The organism is Massilia sp. CFBP9026, from assembly GCF_034045165.1.
In the GTDB taxonomy this organism is placed as follows: domain Bacteria; phylum Pseudomonadota; class Gammaproteobacteria; order Burkholderiales; family Burkholderiaceae_D; genus Telluria; species Telluria arenae.
This window is the reverse complement of sequence record NZ_JAXCWH010000003.1, coordinates 451111-469836: the sequence shown is the minus strand read 5'-3', so window position 1 is coordinate 469836 and position 18726 is coordinate 451111. Positions and strand designations below refer to the sequence as shown.

20 protein-coding genes and 1 pseudogene are annotated in these 18726 nt (G+C 67.2%); 14 read left to right on the top strand and 7 right to left on the bottom strand.

What is annotated here, in order from left to right; all coding sequences use genetic code 11:
- Positions 1-2 precede the first annotated feature (2 nt).
- Complete coding sequence (locus SOM28_RS10495) at positions 3-815, bottom strand: SDR family NAD(P)-dependent oxidoreductase (RefSeq protein ID WP_123069750.1); 813 nt, start codon at positions 813-815, stop codon at positions 3-5.
- A 244-nt stretch (positions 816-1059) separates the two neighbouring features.
- Here SOM28_RS10495 and SOM28_RS10490 point away from each other — a divergent pair, with 244 nt between their 5' ends.
- Together SOM28_RS10490 and SOM28_RS10485 are read left to right on the top strand one after the other, a co-directional pair.
- On the top strand, positions 1060-1518 hold the full coding sequence (locus tag SOM28_RS10490; RefSeq protein WP_320468063.1) for a carboxymuconolactone decarboxylase family protein: 459 nt from the start codon (positions 1060-1062) through the stop codon (positions 1516-1518).
- 10 nt (positions 1519-1528) lie between these two features.
- On the top strand, positions 1529-3076 hold the full coding sequence (locus tag SOM28_RS10485; RefSeq protein ID WP_320468062.1) for an HD domain-containing phosphohydrolase: 1548 nt from the start codon (positions 1529-1531) through the stop codon (positions 3074-3076).
- A 39-nt stretch (positions 3077-3115) separates the two neighbouring features.
- Here SOM28_RS10485 and SOM28_RS10480 read toward each other — a convergent pair.
- Both SOM28_RS10480 and SOM28_RS10475 read right to left on the bottom strand, forming a co-directional pair.
- Positions 3116-3508, bottom strand: a pseudogene (locus SOM28_RS10480) (winged helix-turn-helix domain-containing protein); the annotation flags it as partial.
- Positions 3441-4001: an EF-hand domain-containing protein gene (locus SOM28_RS10475; protein WP_320468061.1), complete on the bottom strand. Its 561-nt coding sequence runs from the start codon at positions 3999-4001 to the stop codon at positions 3441-3443. The gene SOM28_RS10475 and the pseudogene SOM28_RS10480, both read right to left, overlap by 68 nt.
- Positions 4002-4242: 241 nt before the next feature.
- On the opposite strand from SOM28_RS10475, the gene pdxR reads away from it, so the two are divergent.
- From pdxR to SOM28_RS10445, 6 genes are all read left to right on the top strand, one after another.
- Positions 4243-5679, top strand: coding sequence for a MocR-like pyridoxine biosynthesis transcription factor PdxR (pdxR, locus tag SOM28_RS10470; protein ID WP_320468060.1), 1437 nt, complete (start codon positions 4243-4245; stop codon positions 5677-5679).
- Positions 5680-5818: 139 nt separating this feature from the next.
- A complete protein-coding gene (locus SOM28_RS10465) occupies positions 5819-7477 on the top strand; it encodes a cbb3-type cytochrome c oxidase subunit I (RefSeq protein ID WP_320468059.1) in 1659 nt (552 codons plus the stop codon).
- Positions 7478-7487: 10 nt separating this feature from the next.
- Positions 7488-8090, top strand: coding sequence for a cbb3-type cytochrome c oxidase subunit II (locus SOM28_RS10460; protein ID WP_123069744.1), 603 nt, complete (start codon positions 7488-7490; stop codon positions 8088-8090).
- Between the two features lie 8 nt (positions 8091-8098).
- Positions 8099-8692 (top strand): c-type cytochrome, encoded by a 594-nt coding sequence (locus tag SOM28_RS10455; RefSeq protein ID WP_320468058.1) that lies wholly within the window; start codon positions 8099-8101, stop codon positions 8690-8692.
- Positions 8670-9323, top strand: a complete 654-nt coding sequence (locus SOM28_RS10450) for an SCO family protein (RefSeq protein ID WP_320468057.1) — start codon at positions 8670-8672, stop codon at positions 9321-9323. The genes SOM28_RS10455 and SOM28_RS10450 overlap by 23 nt, the downstream gene beginning before the upstream one ends.
- A 3-nt stretch (positions 9324-9326) precedes the next feature.
- Positions 9327-9884, top strand: coding sequence for a hypothetical protein (locus SOM28_RS10445; protein WP_123069741.1), 558 nt, complete (start codon positions 9327-9329; stop codon positions 9882-9884).
- Between the two features lie 171 nt (positions 9885-10055).
- Here the strand turns inward: SOM28_RS10445 and SOM28_RS10440 are convergent, their stop codons facing one another.
- Positions 10056-10682, bottom strand: coding sequence for a response regulator transcription factor (locus tag SOM28_RS10440; protein ID WP_123070717.1), 627 nt, complete (start codon positions 10680-10682; stop codon positions 10056-10058).
- Positions 10683-10830: 148 nt separating this feature from the next.
- On the opposite strand from SOM28_RS10440, the gene SOM28_RS10435 reads away from it, so the two are divergent.
- Positions 10831-11280, top strand: coding sequence for an RrF2 family transcriptional regulator (locus SOM28_RS10435; RefSeq protein WP_147934394.1), 450 nt, complete (start codon positions 10831-10833; stop codon positions 11278-11280).
- Positions 11281-11284: 4 nt separating this feature from the next.
- Here SOM28_RS10435 and SOM28_RS10430 read toward each other — a convergent pair whose 3' ends face one another.
- A complete protein-coding gene (locus SOM28_RS10430; protein ID WP_320468056.1) occupies positions 11285-11704 on the bottom strand; it encodes a hemerythrin domain-containing protein in 420 nt (139 codons plus the stop codon).
- 136 nt (positions 11705-11840) lie between these two features.
- Positions 11841-12743 carry a LysR family transcriptional regulator gene (locus tag SOM28_RS10425; RefSeq protein ID WP_320468055.1) on the bottom strand — a complete coding sequence of 301 codons (903 nt, stop codon included), beginning with the start codon at positions 12741-12743 and terminating at the stop codon, positions 11841-11843.
- Positions 12744-12849: 106 nt separating this feature from the next.
- Here SOM28_RS10425 and sugE point away from each other — a divergent pair, with 106 nt between their 5' ends.
- The gene (gene sugE, locus SOM28_RS10420) at positions 12850-13170 is read left to right on the top strand and encodes a quaternary ammonium compound efflux SMR transporter SugE (RefSeq protein ID WP_320468054.1); all 321 of its coding nucleotides are present in this window, start codon (positions 12850-12852) and stop codon (positions 13168-13170) included.
- 111 nt (positions 13171-13281) lie between these two features.
- On the opposite strand, the gene fliE is transcribed toward sugE, so the two are convergent.
- Entirely contained in the window at positions 13282-13659 is a 378-nt protein-coding gene (fliE, locus tag SOM28_RS10415) for a flagellar hook-basal body complex protein FliE (protein WP_320468053.1), read from the bottom strand.
- A 189-nt stretch (positions 13660-13848) separates the two neighbouring features.
- Between fliE and fliF the strand changes: the two genes are divergently transcribed.
- From fliF to fliI, 4 genes are read left to right on the top strand one after another with little or no spacing between them, the layout of a single operon-like run.
- A complete protein-coding gene (fliF, locus tag SOM28_RS10410; protein ID WP_123070712.1) occupies positions 13849-15549 on the top strand; it encodes a flagellar basal-body MS-ring/collar protein FliF in 1701 nt (566 codons plus the stop codon).
- Complete coding sequence (fliG, locus tag SOM28_RS10405; RefSeq protein ID WP_123070711.1) at positions 15542-16546, top strand: flagellar motor switch protein FliG; 1005 nt, start codon at positions 15542-15544, stop codon at positions 16544-16546. The genes fliF and fliG overlap by 8 nt, the downstream gene beginning before the upstream one ends.
- Positions 16546-17277: a flagellar assembly protein FliH gene (gene fliH, locus SOM28_RS10400; RefSeq protein WP_320468052.1), complete on the top strand. Its 732-nt coding sequence runs from the start codon at positions 16546-16548 to the stop codon at positions 17275-17277. Before fliG ends, fliH begins: the two co-directional genes overlap by 1 nt.
- Positions 17277-18701 (top strand): flagellar protein export ATPase FliI, encoded by a 1425-nt coding sequence (gene fliI, locus SOM28_RS10395; protein WP_320468051.1) that lies wholly within the window; start codon positions 17277-17279, stop codon positions 18699-18701. Before fliH ends, fliI begins: the two co-directional genes overlap by 1 nt.
- Positions 18702-18726: the final 25 nt, after the last annotated feature.

Genomic DNA, 18726 nt, shown 5'->3' with positions numbered 1-18726 from the left:
CTTCAGGCGGCCCGCCGCGCCGGCACGCCGTAGCGTGGCGCCGGCGCGATATTGCCGAACATCCCGGCCAGCTCGCGCCGCGCCGTATCGAAGGCGGCCCACTTCTCTCCATCGTGCAGGCCCGGAATGGTGACCTGCTCGCCCTGCGCCAGGCCCGCCAGCGCGGCGTCGACCAGGTCGTCCACGCTCATGATGACCCCGGCCGGCAAGCGCTCCAGGGGATGGCCCAGCGTGTCCCAGAAACCGGTGGCGGTCACGCCCGGCAGCACCGCCTGCACGCGCAGCCCCTTGGCCCCGAACTCGTGCTGCAGCGCCTGGGTGAACGCCAGCACATAGGATTTGCTGGCGCCATACACGCCATTCATCATCTCGGTCGCGACCGCGACGATCGACGACACGTTGACGATGGCGCCGGCGCCGCGCGCCGCCATGCCCGGCGCCACCGCATAGGTCAGGCGGGTCAGCGCGGTGACGTTCAGCGCGATCATCCGGTCCATCGCATCGACGTCGTCGCCATGCAGCGGCGCCACCGAACCGATGCCCGCGTTGTTCACCAGCAGCGTGACGTCGGCGCGTACGCGCAGCAGCGCTTCGACGCGGCGCAGCGCCTGCGGATCGACCAGGTCGGCGGCCAGCACCTCGACCTTGCGGTCGGTGGCGGCGCGCACCAGGCTCGCCACCCGCGCCAGGCGTTCCTCGTCGCGCGCGATCAGCACCAGGTCGTAGCCCTGGCGCGCCAGGCGGTCGGCATACACCGCGCCCATGCCGGTCGATGCGCCGGTAATCACAGCGGTTCCCTTGTTTGCGTGCGTCATTGGATGTCCCTTTCAGAAATTGGCGGGACCAGTGTAGCGAGCCGCCCATAAAGGTGCAATCTTGATGCCTCTTTAATCGGAGGGAGGCCGGCATCGCGCATCGGCAGGCCCGGGACGGCGCGCTCCTCCTTTCGGGAGAGTTTCGAGAAAAAATCGCGCCGCATGTCACAGCCGCGCGCGCCCGCTCGTCTTATCTGCAAGAAGGCCGCACAGTGCGCCCTCGCCACCCTGAAAGGAACACATCATGTCCGCACGTCTGAACCTGTTCACCCTGGCCCCCGCCAACCTGAAAGCCATGGTCAACCTGTCGATGACCAACCGCCAGAGCTCGATCGGCGAACGCCTGTTCGAGCTGGTGCAGCTGCGCGTCTCGCAAGTGAACGGCTGCGGGGTCTGCATCGACATGCACTGGCGCGACCTGATCAAGCAGGGCGCCGATCCGCGCCACCTGAACTCGCTGGCCGCATGGCGCGAATCGCCGTTCTTCAGCGAGCGCGAACGTGCCGCCCTGGCCTGGGCCGACGCCGTCAACGCGCTGCCGCACCGCGACGACACCGACGCCGCGTGGCCGGCCCTGCGCGAGCATTTCAGCGAGAACGAGATCGCCGAACTTGGCTATACTATCGCGGCGATTCGCGGTTGGAACGTCATCAACCTGAGTCTGCGCAACCAGATCCCGGTGCATCCCGCCCCGGGCATGTAACCGACGATCGATGGACACGGCCGCGCGCGAACCTTCTTCTTCCCTGTCGCTTCCCGCGGCCTGGCTGCACGGCCACGACACCGCGACTCTGTCCCAGGCGATGGGACTGCTCGCCATCGTCGGCGACCTGAGCATGGGCCAGCCGATCGACGGCTCGGAGCGCGCCGCGCGCCTGGCCGCGCGCGTGGCCGCGGCGGCCGGCGCCAATGCCGCCGCCTGCGAGCATGCGCGCATGGTGGCGCTGCTGCGCTGGTCGGGCTGTACCGCCAACGCCGCCGGCTTCGCCGCGATGATGGGCGACGACGTCGGCGCGCGCCATGCACTGGTCAGCCGCACCCTCAATACCCAGCAGATTGCGCGCCTGCGCGACACCACCGAGCTGGCCGAAGTCCACTGCGAAGTCGCGGGCGACATCGCCGCCATGATGGGCTTGCCGGCCGCGGTCGAAAGCGGCTTGCGCCACGTGTGGGAGAACTACGACGGCAGCGGCCTTCCGTTCCACCTGCGCGGCGACGAAGTGCCGACCGTGGTGTACCACGCGGCGCTGGGCGGCGACCTCGAGATCCTGGCGCGCGTGCATGGCATTGACCGCGCGCTGGAGATGATCGCGCAGTTGGGCGACGTCAAGTATCCGGCGCGCCTGGTGGCGCTCGTGGCGCCGCACGCGCGCGCCTGGCTCGACGAACTGGAGGCCGACGAAGCGCCATCGTCGCAGGCGGATTTTCTTCCGGTGTCGGTGCCGCTCACGCTGGTGTCCGACATGATTGAACTGAAGCTGCCCTGGCTGGCCGGCTATTCGCGCCGCGTCGCGCTGCTGGCGCAGGAGGCGGCGCAGCTGGCCGGCCTGCCCGAGGCGCAGCAGCGCAGCCTGGCGCGCGCCGCCCTGCTGCACGGGATCGGGCGCGCGGCGGTGACCAACACGGTGTGGGAACGCAGCGGCAAACTGAGCGCCGCCGACTGGGAAGCCGTGCGCCTGGTGCCCTACTGGACCGCGCGCGCCGGCAGCCGCATCGACGGCCTGGGGCCGGATGCGCAACTGGCCTCGCACGTCTACGAGCGGCTCGACGGCAGCGGCTACTTTCGCAGCCTGGACGCGAGCGCCCTCGGGGCGCCGCAGCGCCTGCTGGGCGTGGCCGCCGCCTTGGTGGCGCTGCGCTCGCCGCGGCCATGGCGCGCGCCCCATGAGCCGGCGGCGGCCGGCGCCCTGCTCGCGGCCCAGGTGACGGGAGGACGCTTCGACCGCGTCATGGTAGACGCTGTCATGGCCGCGGCGACGGGCGTTCGCACCGCGACGGTAAATGGAACGAGAGATGCGGGCGCGAATGGTGGAGGCAGCGCGAATGGAAGCGCCGGCGCGCCGGTGCGCGCCACGCTGTCGGCGCGCGAAGCCGAGGTCTTGCAGCGCATCAGCCTCGGAGAGAGCAACAAGGAGGCCGCGCGCGCCATGCGCATCAGCCCCAGCACCGTGCGCACCCACGTCGAGAGCATCTTCCGCAAGCTCGATTGCTCGACCCGCGCCGCCGCCACCCTCAAGGCCCTGACCCTGGGCCTGATCTGAACCCGAAATCTGCTCGAGCGGACCGCGGAACATATAGCCGCGCAGCGGCACGTTGACGATCCAGGCGCCGGCATCGGGCGCCACCGCGCCCAGCGCCTTGCGCAGGTTCGAGACGTGTACGCGCACGTTCGCTTCTTCCACCACCAGGCCCGGCCACACCTGGCGCAGCAGTTCGTCCTTGCCCACCACCTCGCCGGCGCCCCGTACCAGGCACACCAGCAGGTCGAAGGCGCGCGAGCCCAGCGCCACTTCGCGCCCGCCGGCTTCCAGCCGGCGCCGGCGCGGGAACAGCACGCATGGTCCGATGCGCCAACCTGTCTTCACTATCACTCTCCTGCAAGGCGCGGCGTGGCCGCGCCATTGATCATGCCGCGGTATCGAGCGCGCGCGCCATCGACTCAAGCACCGCCGCGGCGTCGTACTGCGCCGCATGGCGCCGGTGCAGCGCGCCCATCGCGGCCGGGTCCATGGCGCCGCGCTGTTCGAGCTGGCGGCGGAAATCCGCATCGCGGAAGGGGTCGCGCACGCTGTCGCCGAATTCTTCCAGTCCCAGGCGGCCATCGCCATCGACGTCAAGCATCGAGTGAAGTTGCCTGGCGCGCTCCATGCCTTCGTCGCCACCGAGCCCGGTCGCCAGTTCGTCGACGCCGATGATGCCGTCGCCGTCGGTATCGATCGACTTCGCCACCTCCTGCTTGTACAGCATGGTGTACGAGCCCTGGGTCATGGTCATGCCCTTGGCGGCGAAACCGGCGATCGCATCGGCATGGCGCGCCGCGTTTTCCTCAAGGCGGCGCTTGTCTTCCGCCGAGTCGGCGCGCGCCTGGGCGATCGCGAACGGCACCTGGCTGGCCGACGGCTTCGCACTCGCGATACGGGGCATTGCCGACGACAGCGCCGACGACAGGCTGGAAGAAATCTGCATGGCTGCTCCATCATGGATGAGGGACTGTCATCGTCGCGCCGAATGCGCGCTGGATAAAGAGCCAAGATCGGGCCAATGACTGGGGCCATCGCGGCGGCGATGCGAAGTCGCATGGGACGCTACCCACGCCATGGACCAAGATCTGGATTTAAGGCTGGGCCAAGCCGTTCTTGGCCCAGTCCGCTCTTTCGTAACTACCGGTCCAAGTGCATAATCTACTGCCAAGGAGGTAACGTTTCCAATGCAAGACCTGTCCGTCAGCGACTACCTGACATTCGACGCCGGCAGCCCCATCCCGCTGTACCGCCAGATCCACGCCCGCGTGCGCGAAGCGGTCGACACGGGCGTGCTCAAGGCGGGCGACCGCATCCCCGCCACCCGCGTGCTGGCCGAGGAACTCGGCCTGGCGCGCGGCACGGTGGCCGCCGCCTATGCCCTGTTGTCGGCCGAGGGCTACCTGGAAGTGCGCGGCGCGGCCGGCTCGGTGGTCGCGCGCCGCGATCCCCTGCACCGGCCGCCGGCGCGCGCCAAGGTGGCGCCGCGCGCACGCCCGCTGCCGCTGGACGTCGGCGGCGCCGTCGCCCCGCTGCCGTTCCAGATGGGATTGCCGGCGCTGGACGCCTTTCCGCGCAAGGTGTGGGCGCGCATGGCCGCGCGCACCGCGCGTTCGCTGCAGACGCGCCACCTGCTGAAGGAATCGAGCTTCGGCGCGCCCGCTTTGCGCACCGCCATCGCCAGCTACCTCAAGCTCTCGCGCGGGATCGACTGCACGCCGTGCCAAGTATTCGTCAGCGCAGGCTACCGCGAGGTCCTGGGATTGATTGCACACGCCCTGCTGTCTCCGGGCGACATGGTGTGGACCGAAGAGCCGGGTTTCCCGCCCACGCGCCACCTGCTGGCGGGCCTGGGCTACGTGCCGCGTCCGGCCCCGGTCGACGAGCATGGCCTGGACGTGGCGCGCGCCGCGCTGCTGGCGCCGGGCGCGCGCATGGCGGTGGTCACCCCGGGCCACCAGTGCCCGCTCACGGTCAGCATGCCGCCGGCGCGGCGCCGGCTTCTCCTCGACTGGGCCGGCGCCCACGATGCCTGGATCGTCGAGGACGACTACGACGGCGAGTTCCGCCACAGCGGACGGCCGCTGCCGGCCCTGGCCAGCATGGACCGCGCCGGCCGTGTGATCTATAGCGGCAGCTTCAGCAAGGTGATGTTCCCGGGGCTGCGCCTGTCCTACGTGGTGGTGCCGCCCGAGCTGGTCGAGCGCTTCGAGGATGCCGCGAGCCTGCTCAGCAACGGCTGTCCGGCGCTCACCCAGTCCATCCTGTGCGAATTCATGCAGGACGGCCACTTCGTGCGCCACGTCCAGGCCATGCGCCGCCTGTACGCCGAGCGTTGCGAGCTCACGGCGCGCGCACTGGCCCCGGCCTTCCGCGCGCGCGCCACGATCCTGCCCCAGGCCGGCGGCCTGCACCTGGTGGCCGAAGTCGCGCCGGGCACTGACCGCCTGCTCGCCGCGCGCCTGCGCGAGCACGGCCTGGCGCCGCTGGCGCTGGCCGATTTCCATGCCGGCACGCCCACCCGCAGCGCGCTCCTGATGAACTTCACCAACGTGGCCAGCGAAGGCCAGGCCGAAGAACTGGCGCGGCGGGTGGCGCAGGCGATGGACGCGCCTCTCCCTTAATCCAGGGTACACGGGGCGGCCCGCGCCGCTCTACCCAAAGGCGTATTGCGGCGGTCCCGCCCTATTTCGTATCTTTGAGGCATCTTTTTACGGCCTGCGCACCCGCGCCTGGGCCGACCTTCTTTCGCCTGGACCCGCCATGAATACCATGACCATCCTGCTGTCCTCGTTCATCCTCTCGGTGACGGGATTGGCGATCTTCATCTGGTCGCTGCGCAACCGCCTGTTCGAGGCCAGCCCCGCCGCGGCCCGCACCATCTTCTCGGAAGGCGAAATCGGCCGCAGCGACGACCCCGCCGCCACGCCGAGACAAGCCGCGGCCCAGGCCGCGCACGATGCCGCGCCGCCCCTGACCGAGGACGAGGCGCGGCGGTTGAACGAGGAATTGCAGGCGCGGGTCGAGGCCGACCGTTCCAGCTCGCTCGTGACCTTCCTGTTCCTGGCCTGCGCCGTCGTGTGGCTGCTGGTGGCGACCGCCGCCGGCCTGCTCAGCTCCATCAAATTGCACGAGCCCGACCTGCTGGTGAACCAGGCCTGGCTCACCTTCGGGCGCATGCGCACCATCCACCTGAACGCGGTGGCCTATGGCTGGGCGCCGATGGCGGCGCTGGGATTGGCGATGTGGCTGCTGCCACGCCTGCTCAAGACGCCGCTGGTCGGCGCGCGCTACGCGATCGCCGGCGCCATGGTGTGGAACGCGGGCCTGATCGCGGGCCTGGGCTGCATCGCCGTGGGCCTGTCCGACGGCATGGAATGGCTCGAGATCCCGTGGCAGGTCGACATCCTGTTCGTGGTCGGCGGCGCCCTGGTGGGCCTGCCGCTGGTGTACACGCTGCAGGCGCGCACCGTGCGCCACCTGTACGTATCGGTCTGGTACATGGGCGCGGCGCTGTTCTGGTTCCCCACCCTGTTCCTGGTCGGTAACCTGCCGGCGATGCACTTCGGCGTGCAGCAGGCGGCCATGAACTGGTGGTTCGGCCACAACGTGCTGGGCCTGTTCTACACGCCGATGGCGCTGGCCTGCGTGTATTACTTCCTGCCGAAGATCATCGGCCGTCCGATCCAGTCGTACAACCTGTCGCTGGTGGGTTTCTGGTCGCTGGCCTTCTTCTACGGCCAGGTCGGCGGCCACCACCTGATCGGCGGCCCGGTGCCGGGCTGGCTGATCACGCTGTCGATCGTGCAGAGCGTGATGATGATCGTGCCGGTGCTGGCATTCTCGATCAACCAGCACCTGACCATGAAAGGCCACTTCAAGCGCCTGTGGGATTCGCCCACGCTGCGCTTCATCGTGCTGGGCGGGATGATGTACACGCTCAGTTCCGTCCAGGGTTCCATCGAGGCGCTGCGCAGCGTGAACACGGTGGCGCACTTCACCCACTTTACGGTCGCCCACGCCCACCTCGGCCTGTACGGCTTCTTCACGCTGGTCATGTTTGGCGCCGTGTACTTCGTGATGCCGCGCGTGATGGACTGGGAGTGGCCGTATCCGAACCTGATCTCGCTGCACTTCTGGCTGGTGGTGGTCGGTTTCGGCATCTATTTCGTCGGCCTTTCGATCGGCGGCTGGCTGCAGGGCTTGGCCATGCTGGACGCGGCGAAGCCGTTCATGGATTCGGTCAACGTGACCATCCCCTGGCTCAAGAGCCGCTCGGTGGGCGGCGCCATCATGGCCCTCGGCCACCTGGTGTTCGCGATCCACTTCGTGCTGATGGCGACCCGCCGCGGCGTGGCGCGCGACGGCGCGGCGCTGCTGAACGAACCGCTGAGGGCCACCCCGGTCGCAACGGCCGCCTGAAAGGAAGATCATGCAAGACGAACTCAAACTGCTGGGCGGCGCGATGGTGACGCTGGCGCTGGCGACATCGGCGCTGGTCGTGGTGCCGCACATGCAGCTCAAGGACGGCGAACCGCCGCCGGGCCTGAAGCCCTATTCCTCGGCCGAGCTGCGCGGACGCCAGGTGTACATCGCCAACGGCTGCATCTATTGCCACTCGCAGCAGCCGCGCGACCCGATCCAGGCGCCGGACGACAAGCGCGGCTGGGGCCGCGCCTCGGTGGCGGCCGACTACCACTACGACAAGCCGCACCTGCTGGGCACCATGCGCACCGGCCCCGACCTGTTCAACATCGGCGCGCGCCAGCCCAGCGTCGACTGGCACCTGGGCCATATGTACCAGCCGCGCGCCTACGTCGCCGGCTCGATCATGCCGGCCTATCCCTACCTGTTCGAGGTCAAGGACAAGGCGGACGAAGGCGACCGCGTGGTGACGCTGCCGCGCGGCTATACGCCGGCCGGCAAGGTGGTGGTGGCGCGCCAGGAGGCGCTCGACCTGGTGGCCTACCTGGTGGGCCTCGATCATACCTATCCGGCGGTCGAGACCATCGGCACGCAGAGGGAACGCAAATGAGTGAGCAGATGAATGATCAAGAGCGTGAGCACGAGCGCGCGCAGCGCCGCGAGAACCCCGATCCGACCGAAGGCGAGCGCCCGTTTCCGAAGCCGCTGATGGCGGTGGTGATCGGCCTGGTGGCCTGGGGCATCGGCTATATCTACGTCACCCAGAGCAACGACGACGCCGCCTTCGGCGACCACCGTACCCTGGCTACCCTGCAAGGGCCGGCGCCGGGCGCCAAGGTAGACGGCGCCCAGATCTACAACGCCCAGTGCGTGGCCTGCCACCAGGCCAGCGGCCTGGGCCTGGCCGGCGTGTTCCCGCCGCTGGCGGAATCGGAATGGGTGACGGGCGATCCGAAGCGCCTGGCGCAGATCGTGCTGCACGGCGTCTCCGGCACCCTGACGGTGAAAGGCGCGGCCTACAACGGCACGATGCCGCCGTTCAAGGACAAGCTGGAGGACGCCGAGATGGCGGCCCTTCTGACCCATATCCGCAGCCAGTTCGGCAACCGCGCCGATGCGGTCGATGCGAAACTGGTCGCCGAGGCGCGCAGCGCCAGCGCCGATCGCACGGCGCCATGGAAGGGCGACGATGAACTCGCCTCATTCAAATAACGCCGGTAGCCGCGCCACCCTCCTTGCCGTGCTGGCCATCTCCCTGGCCGGCAGCGCCGCCCTGTACTACGGCAGCAGCGGCTTTCGCGCGATCTCGACCGAGGCCGCGCGCCGCATCGAGGTGGCCGAACGTCCGCTGCGCTTGCCGCCGGCGACCCTGGGCGGCGCCGACGGCGCGGCGCGCCTGCTCGCCGACGAGCTGGCGCGCGACGGCCGCATCACCCTGGTCACCTTCATCTATGCGCGCTGCCAGTCGATCTGCCGCGTGGTGGGCACCGAGCTGCAGCAGATGCAGGAGCAGATCCGCGCGCGCGGCGCGGCGGACAAGGTGCGCCTGGTGACGATCAGCTTCGACCCGCGCGACGATGCGCGCGCGCTGACCCAGTACGGCCGCATGATGAAGAGCGATCCGGACGTGTGGCGCCTGTACGGAATAACGAACGATGCCGAACGGCGCCGCCTGCTCGACGCCTTCGGCGTGATCGTGGTGCCGGCGCCGCTGGGCGAGTTCGAACACAATGCGGCCTTCCACGTGGTCGGCCGCGACGGTCGCCTGGTGCGCATCCTCGACTATACCGAGCCCGACGCCGCGCTCGACGACGCGCTGGCGCGCGCCGCGGAAAGGACGTAGGCGATGACGCGCCTGATGCGCTGGAGCGGCCCCGCGCTGCTGGGGGTGCTGCTGGCCACCCGCGCGCCGCTGGAAGCATCGATGCTGTGCCATATGCTGGTGCAGCTGCCGCTGCTGGTGCTGTGCGGCGCGCTGCTGCGGCCCTGGCTGCGCCTGCCGCCGGGCCTGGCGCGCTGGGACTTCCAGGGCCTGGCGACCTTCACCGCGACGGCCTTCATCACCACCTACTGGATGATTCCGCGCGCGCTGGAACAGGCGCTGTTCGAGCCGCTCGCGGCCGGCGCCAAATTCGTTAGCATGCTGCTGCTCGGCGCCGCCCTGCCGGGCGCCCTGCGCCGGGCCCATGTGGTGGTCCAGCTGTTTTACGTCGCCAATATCTGCGCCATGATGGCGATCGCCGGCATGCTGTACCGTGAACTGCCGCAGCGCCTGTGCAACGCCTACCTGCTCGACGACCAGACCGTGACCGGCAGCGCGCTGGTCGGCCTGGCGCTGGCGCTGGGCATCGCCTGGTGCATCGTCAATGCCCGACATTTTGCGGATCCGCCGGAAAAGTCGTAGCGGCCACTCAGTGGCCCGCAGCCTCAGCACGTCATTCCCGCGCAGGCGGGAATCCAAGTATGCATGCTTGACCACATAATTTGGCGCTTGCCACTGCTCGGAAGCCTTGGATTCCCGCCTGCGCGGGAATGACGTGCTTGGGCTGCGGGCTACCCGATGACGTGCTGCGGCTCAGTTATACGCGCTGCGGATGCCGCTGCCGGGACGGATCAGGCCGCGCTGGGTGGCGACCACCACCGCATGGGTGCGCGCGGTGGCGTCGAGCTTGCTCATCACGCCCTTCACATGGGTCTTGACGGTGCCGACGCCGATGCCCAGCTTGCGCGCGATCGACTTGTTGCAGCAGCCTTCGGCCAGCAGTTGCAGCACATCGGTCTCGCGGCCGGTCAGGTTCTCGCGGCTGAGGCTATCGGCCACGCTGCGCGTCACCGATTCGCTCAGGTAGCGCTGGCCCTGGGCCAGCGACGTGACCGCCTTGAGCAGCTCGTCCTGGCTGCACGACTGCAGCACGTAACCATGCACGCCCGCGTCCATCGCGAGGCGCACTTCCCATTCCTTGTCGAGCTGGGTGACGATCAGGACACTGGGTCGGCGCAGCCCCGCGTGCTCGGGCTGGCGCGCCAGCGCGAGGCCCGTGTCGTAGTCGGCGACCAGCACCCGCGCCACTTGCCGCGCCTCGGGCTGGCTCAGGTGGGTGCTGACGCGCCATTCGGGGCGGTCGGCGAGGATGGCGTGCAGGCCGGCGGTCATCACCGGATCGTTGTGGATGATATGAACGGCGGATGGAATGGTAGGCATGGTGTACTCCTGATTTAGCTGCGTCGGGCTCGCTACCCGTTCGTTCATATTGGAACGACAAGTTAAGTCCGGCAAGTTAATACATGTAAAAATTGCGCCGGCAGGTCCCCGGTCGGCGTCGGGTCGAATGCGTTATACTTGGGCGATCATGCGTCTGACCTCCTTCACCGATTACACGTTGCGCACGCTGCTGCACCTGGGCAGCAACCCCGGTCGCCTGGTGACGATCCAGGAGATCGCTGACCTGCACAGCATTTCTAAAAACCACCTCATGAAGGTGGTGAATGAACTCGCGCGCAACGGCACCATCGAAACCATTCGCGGTCGCAACGGTGGTTTCCGCTTGGCACACGAACCGAAGGACATCAACGTCGGCGCCATCGTGCGCATGAGCGAGAGCGACTTCTACATGGCCGAGTGCTTCGACCCCAACGGCACGCCCTGCGGCCTGGTCAAGGCTTGCGGCCTGAAGAGCGTGCTGGGCAATGCCACCGCCGCCTATCTGGCCGAACTCGACCGCCATACCCTCGCTTCCCTGCTGCCCGAGCCGCGTCCGCGCGAAGTACCGGTCACGGTGCACCGGCGCAAGGCCGCCTGAACCGTCAGGCAGCAACCGCCCCGGCCTCGATCGCCGGATAGAATTCCCGGTCTTCGCGCCGGATGCGCTGGTACAACTTGCGCAGCACCCGATTCGCCTCTTGCCTGAACTGTTCCGGCGCCTTGACCAGCCGGCTGGCCAGGTTCCAGCGCCCGGCGAACGCCAGGTAGTCGGCGGCGATGTCACCCATCTCGTTCTGGTAAGACTGGCTCATGCGCGCCAGGCGCAGGTCGCCTTTCGCCAGCGCCGGATACAACGTGTCGTTCTCGACTGCCAGGTGCAGCCGCACCACGCCGCTCATCGCCAGGATCTGCGCGGCGATCTCTTCCGCGTGCTCGGCCACGCCCTGCTGGCTGCTGGCGCGCAGGCGGTCGATGCCTTCGAGGATGTCGAGATGCTGGTGCTTGAATTTATCGATGTTCATGATCGCTTCCTTCGTCTGTCTACCGAGGCTTGTGCTCAGCAGTTAACCAAGTGTAATGCGATTTCCGTAAAGATGCAAACGCTATGCTTCTTATGGCCCGCACTGCGTCCGGCCAGCCTTGCGGCCTGCCCTGGCCTCAGGCCGAATGGATGCGGCGCTCGTTCAACAAGGCCACGAAGCGCCGCGCCGCCAATCCTTGCGGACGGTTGTTGGCCCATACCACGTCGACGAACAGCTTCATGATGTTGGTGAAATTGGCCGAAGGGATTTGCACCAGCTGACCATCCGCCAGCGGTGCACGCACGAAGCCGGCGGGCAGCCAGGCCCAGCCGAGGCCGGCGGTGACGAGGCTGAGCGCCGCGACCGGGTTGTCGGTCTTCCACTGCAGGCGCGACATGGCAATGCGCTTGTCGACCTGGTCGGCGTGGCGGCCGGCCATCACGATCTGGCGCTCGCCCAGCAGGTGCTGGTCGCGGATCGCGCCGGCCGGCACCCGCGCCAGCAAGGGGTGATCGGGCGCCAGCACCGCCACCAGGGTTTCGTGGGCCACTTCCTGGAAACCCTCGCGCGGGTCCATGCCATAGCGCTCGAACACCAGCGCCAGGTCGGCGCGGCCATCCTGCAACATCGCCAGCGCATCGGCTTGCGCCGCGCTCAGGACGTTCACTTCCAGCAAGGGGAACGCATCGGACAGCGCGCGCAACGCATCATGCCAGGGTGCGGCGGCCATCAGCTCGGGCACCAGCACCAGGGTCAGCGAAGGTTCGAGGTCCTGGCTCAGCGACAGCGCGTGCTGGTTCAGCAGCCGCAACTGCTCGACCAGCAGGCGCGCCTGCGGCAGCAGGGCCAGCGCGTGTGCGGTGGGACGCGGTTCGCGGCCGCTGCGATCGAACAGTTCCAGGCCGAGTTCGGCTTCCAGGTTGGCGATGGCCATGCTGACGGCGGACGGCACGCGTCCCAGTGCGCGTGCGGCGGCGGAGAAGGAGCCGTGGTCGACGGCGGCGAGCACGATGCGCAATTGGTCGAGATCGAAGGCCATCTATCAATCATACTGATAGCTGCTGACTTTTTCCATCATCTCGATTCACATAAGATGTGCTCATTATCAACGGCAAGGTCTGCCGTATTCATCCAAGGAGAGCATCATGGTGTGGTTGGTCTTGTTTCTGGCCGGTTTGTTCGAGGTGTGCTGGGCCGTCGGCTTGAAGTACACGGAAGGTTTCACCCGCCTGTGGCCGACGGTCGGCACGGTGGCGGCGATGGCGGTCAGCTTCGGCCTGCTGTCCCAGGCCATGAAGACGCTGCCGCTGGGTACGGCATATGCGATCTGGACCGGCATCGGCGCGGTTGGCACTGCCCTGGTCGGCATCGTCCTGTTCGGCGAATCCGCCAATCCGGCGCGCCTGGCCTGCATCGGCCTGATCGCGGCGGGCATCGTCGGCCTGAAGCTGGCGTCGCCGGCCTGACATATTCGTGGGGGCGTGTCGATTTCACGACACCCGATTGGTCGCAGGGGCACGCCAGGCGTCGCGCCTCGGCGCTCCCCGAACCAGGAAAACGATAGGCCCCCAACGACCTTACACCTGCATATTCATGATGTCGTGATAGGCCGACACCAGTTTGTTGCGCACCTGCACCGTCGCCTGGAAGGCGATGCTCGATTTCTGCATCGCGACCATGGTGTCCGACAGGCTGACCGTGTCGTCGCCCATGGTAAAGCGCTTGCTGAGCGCCTGCGCCTCGGCCGAGCGGTCGCTCACGCCCTGCAAGGAATTGTGCAATGCCTCCGCGAAGTCCAGCTTGACCGCAGACTTGCCGCCCACCGCGCTGGCACTGCCAAGGCCACCAGGCGCAACCGGCCCCGCCGACTCCGGCTTGGTGGCCGCCGCCTTGAGCTGCTCCATCATGGCCTGGATGCGGCTGCTGTCGATGCCGCCGATACCGCCAATACTCATGTTACCCTCCTGCACGTTATTGCCTTGTAGAATCATCTAAAAATGCACTCAGGAAAGCAGAATATCAGCGCAGGCGCCAATTTCACCCGTGAGTTAGGGCGGTAAACGCCCCCTATTTCGGGGTTTGAATGTTGCCCCCGGGCTCCATAATGCTGCCTGTTCCCACACATTCACCTGAATCCATCCAACATGGCTGCAACTGCGGAAGACCTTCTCGACACCACCCAGGGCCAGCCTCCGGCAGCGCCCCAGTCGTTTTTCCAGACGACCATGGGCAAGCGCGTCGCCATCGGCGGCGGCATCGCGCTCATCCTGGCGCTGATGATCGCTGTCTGGATGTGGAGCCAGGCGCCTGAATATCGCGTGCTGTTCTCGAATTACAGCGACCGCGACGGTGGTGCGATCACCGCATCGCTCGACCAGATGGGGGTGCAATACAAGTTTTCCGAAGGCGGCACGGCGATCCTGGTGCCGGCCGAGCAGATCCACGACCTGCGCCTGAAGCTGGCCGCGCAAGGCCTGCCGAAGGGCGGCAACGTCGGCTTCGAGCTGATGGAAAACCAGAAGCTGGGCGTGTCCCAGTTCCTGGAACAGGTCAACTACCAGCGTTCGCTCGAAGGCGAGCTGGCGCGTTCGATCCAGTCGCTGGGTTCGGTGAGCGCCGCGCGCGTCCACCTGGCGCTGCCGAAGCCGTCCGTGTTCGTGCGCGACCAGCAAAAGCCGACCGCCTCGGTGCTGCTCAACCTGCAGCCGGGCCGCGCCCTCGACCAGGGCCAGGTCAGCGCCATCGTCCACCTGGTCGCCTCCAGCGTGCCTGAACTGACCTTCGGCAACGTGACCGTGGTCGACCAGACGGGCGCCCTGCTGTCGGAACAGGCCGGCAAAGGCGCGGGCAACAAGATGCTCGACGCCACCCAGCTGAAGTACGTGGACCAGGTCCAGGAAAACATCATCAAGCAGGTCGAAGCGATGATCAAGCCGCTGGTCGGCGAGGGCAATGTGCGCGCCCAGGCGACCGCCGAGATCGATTTCGCCCAGGTGGATACCGCGGCCGAGATGTACAAGCCGAATTCGCCGCCCGAGCCGCAGGCGATCCGCAGCCAGCAGACCTCGGAAACGCAAGGCGCCGGCGCCGGCGCATCCGGCATCCCAGGCGCACTGTCGAACCAGCCGCCGGGCGTGAACACCGCACCGATCGATGGCGAAGCCCCGGCCGAAGCGCCTGCTCCTACCGGTCCGAGCACCAAGAATTCGACCACCAATTTCGAAGTCGACAAGACCATCCGCTACGAACAGCGTCCGATGGGCGGCGTCAAGCGCCTGACGGTCGGCGTGGTGGTCAACTACCGCCGCATCGTCGACCCGGCCACCGGCAAGGTCACCGTGCGTCCGCTGGCGGCCAATGAAGTGGCCCAGATCAATGAGCTGGTCAAGCAGGCAATGGGTTACAGCCAGGCACGCGGCGACACCCTGAACGTGACCAACGCACCGTTCGACGGTGTGGACAAGCCGGCCGAAGCAGTGGTAGAACCGGACTGGTGGCGTGACCCGGCAAATATGCCGCTGTTCAAGGACCTGGCCCGCTACGCTTTCGTGGCAGCAGTGATCGCCTTCCTGTACTTCCGCTTCCTGCGCCCGCTGCTGCGTCCGGCGATCAAGAAGTTCGACGAAGCGACCGCCGTGCCCGAAGAGCCGAAGGAAGAAGACAAGGCCGAAGGCGAGGCAGGCGAAGAGGAAGCCGAGGCGGACGAAGAAGAGCTCGAGGAAGAAGAAAAGATTCGCCGTGACATGGGTTACCGCGCCAACCTGAAACTGGCGAAAGACCTGGCAAACCAGGATCCGCGCATCGTCGCAAACGTGATCAAAGCATGGTTGGGTTCAAATGAGTGATAAAGACAAGGACGGCACGAACAAGGCGGCAATCCTGATGCTGGCCCTGGGTGAAGCCGAAGCGGCCGAGGTGATGAAATTCCTCGGCCCGCGCGAAGTGCTCAAGCTGGGCGCCGCGATGGCGCAGATGAAGGCGGTGCAACACGGCCAGGTGGTCACGGTGCTCGAAGAGTTCGTCGAAGAGACCAACCTCCACTCGACCGTCGGCCTGGATTCGGACGAGTACATCCGCCAGGTGCTGACCAAGGCCCTGGGCGACGACAAGGCAGCCGTTTTGCTGAACCGTATTCTCGGCGGCAAGGACGCGTCGGGCATCGAGAGCCTGAAGTGGATGGACTCGGTCTCGGTGGCCGAGCTGATCCGCAACGAGCACCCGCAGATCATCGCCACCATCCTGGTCCACCTCGAGCGCGACCAGGCTTGCGAAATTCTGGCAAACTTTACCGAACGACTGCGCAACGACGTCGTGCTGCGCATCGCCACGCTGGACGGCGTGCAGCCGGCCGCACTGCGCGAACTGAACGACGTGCTGACCAAGCTGTTGTCGGGTAACGAACACATCAAGAAGTCCTCGCTGGGCGGCGTGCGCACCGCGGCCGAGATCCTGAACTTCATGAGCGGCGAACAAGAGTCGGCCGTGATGGACAATATCAAGAACTACGACAACGACATGGCGCAGAAGATCATGGACGAGATGTTCGTGTTCGACAACATCATCGATATCGACGATCGCGGCATCCAGTTGCTGTTGCGTGAAGTGCAGTCCGAGATGCTGATCATTGCCTTGAAAGGCGCCTCGCAGGATCTGCGCGAGAAGATCTTCAAGAATATGTCGCAGCGTGCCAGCGAGATGATGCGCGAAGACCTCGAATCGAAAGGTCCGGTGCGCCTGTCCGAAGTAGAATCGCAGCAGAAACAGATCCTGCAGATCGTGCGTCGTCTGTCCGACGAAGGCCAGATCGTGCTGGGCGGTAAAGGTGAGGATTCGTTCGTCTGATGGCACTACCGAAAGAACAGCAGAGCGCCTACCAGCGCTGGGAAATGGCGTCGTTCGGCGACGAGCGCCCGAGCACGCTCGCACGCCGCGCGGCCGAAGCCGCCGTGGCCGCGCCCCCTGCTGACAGCAGCCCCGCCCTGCCGCCGGGATTCAACCTGCCGAGCGTCGAAGAACTGGAAGCGATGCGCGAAGCGGCGCGCCAGGAAGGATTCGCACAAGGTCTGGACGAAGGCCGCGCCCAGGGCCATCAAGAGGGCCATGCTCAGGGTTATGCCGAAGGCGCCGAGGCCGGCCAGCGCGAAGCCGCGGCCGAGCTGGAGCAGCTGCGCCAGGTGGCCGCCGGCTTCAGCGACGCCATCGCCCAGGCCGACGAGACCATCGCCCGCGACGTGCTCGAACTGGCCCTGCGCCTGGCGCGCGGCATGGTGCGCACCGGTTTCGACGTGCGTCCCGAACTCATCCTGTCGGTGGTGCGCGACGCCATCGACCAGCTGCCCGTGCTGCAACAGCCGGCCGTGCTCACCCTGAACCCGCAGGACGCCGAACTGGTGCGCCATGGCATGGCCGAGGAATTGACGAAAGGCGGCTGGCGCATCGTCGAGAACGGTTCCATCGCACGCGGCGGCTGCAAGGTCGAGACCGCCACCAATCAGATCGACGCGCAGGCCACGGCGCGCTGGAACCGCCTGACCCATGCGCTGGGCGCCAACGTCGAATGGCTGGGCGACTGATGGACGACCACCAGCATCACCAGGAAGGCACGGGCAGCAGCGACCCGCACACGGGGCGCTGGAAATCCTATCTGCGCGATTGCGACACCCTGGTCAGCTTCGCCGATCCGCTGCAAGTGTCGGGCCGCGTCACGCGCGTGGCCGGGCTGGTGATGGAATGCGTCGGCCTGCGCCTTGCGGTGGGCGCCGCCGCCACGATCCCGACCGCCAGCGGCTTCATCGAGGCCGAAGTGGTCGGTTTCGAGGGCGAGCGCCTGTTCCTGATGCCGCAAAGCGATACCGAGGGCGTGGTGCCCGGTTCGCGCGTGTTCCCGGTCGAGAGCGTGCTGCCGCCGCCGGGCACTGTGCCGCACGGACGCCGCCGTCCGCAAGACCGCGCGCGCCACCTGCCGGTCGGCATGCAGCTGCTGGGCCGCGTGGTCGATGGCGCCGGCCGTCCGCTCGACGGCCTCGGCCCGCTCAACACGACCGAGGTGGGCCCGCTCAATGCGCGGCCGGTCAATCCGCTCGACCGCGCGCCGATCAAGGACACGCTCGACGTCGGCGTGCGCGCCATCAATGCGATGCTTACCGTCGGCCGCGGCCAGCGCCTGGGCCTGTTCGCGGGCACCGGCGTCGGCAAATCGGTGCTGCTGGGGATGATCGCGCGCTACACCGAAGCCGACGTCATCGTGGTCGGCCTCATCGGCGAACGTGGCCGCGAGGTCAAGGAATTCATCGACCAGATCCTGGGCCCGGAAGGCCGCGCCCGCTCGGCCGTCGTGGCGGCCCCGGCCGACTCGCCGCCACTGCTGCGCTTGCAGGGAGCGGCCTACGCCACGGCGATCGCCGAACACTTCCGCGACCAGGGCAAGAACGTGATGCTGATCATGGATTCGCTGACCCGCTACGCCATGGCGCAGCGCGAGATCGCGCTGGCGATCGGCGAGCCGCCGGCCACCAAGGGTTATCCACCATCGGTGTTTGCAAAACTCCCGGTGCTGGTCGAGCGCGCCGGCAACGGCCTGGAAGGAGGCGGTTCGATCACGGCCTTCTATACCGTGCTGTCCGAGGGCGATGACCAGCAGGATCCGATCGCCGATGCGGCGCGCGGTATTCTCGACGGCCACATCGTGCTCAATCGCCACCTGGCCGAGGCCGGGCATTATCCGGCCATCGACATCGAGCAGTCGATTTCGCGGGCGATGCACTCGATCACGACCCACGAACACCAACTGGCGGCGCGCAAGCTCAAGCAACTGTATTCACGTTATCAGCGCTCGCGCGACCTGATCAATGTCGGCGCCTATGCCGCCGGCAGCGATCCGGTGCTCGACCAGGCCATCGCGAAGAATGGGGTCATCGAGGAATTCCTGTGCCAGGAAATCCACGACAACGCCACGCTTCCCCAGAGCTTGGGGCAACTTTCCTCGCTATTCAACTGATTGGCAAGAATTGCTCAGCGGTAGA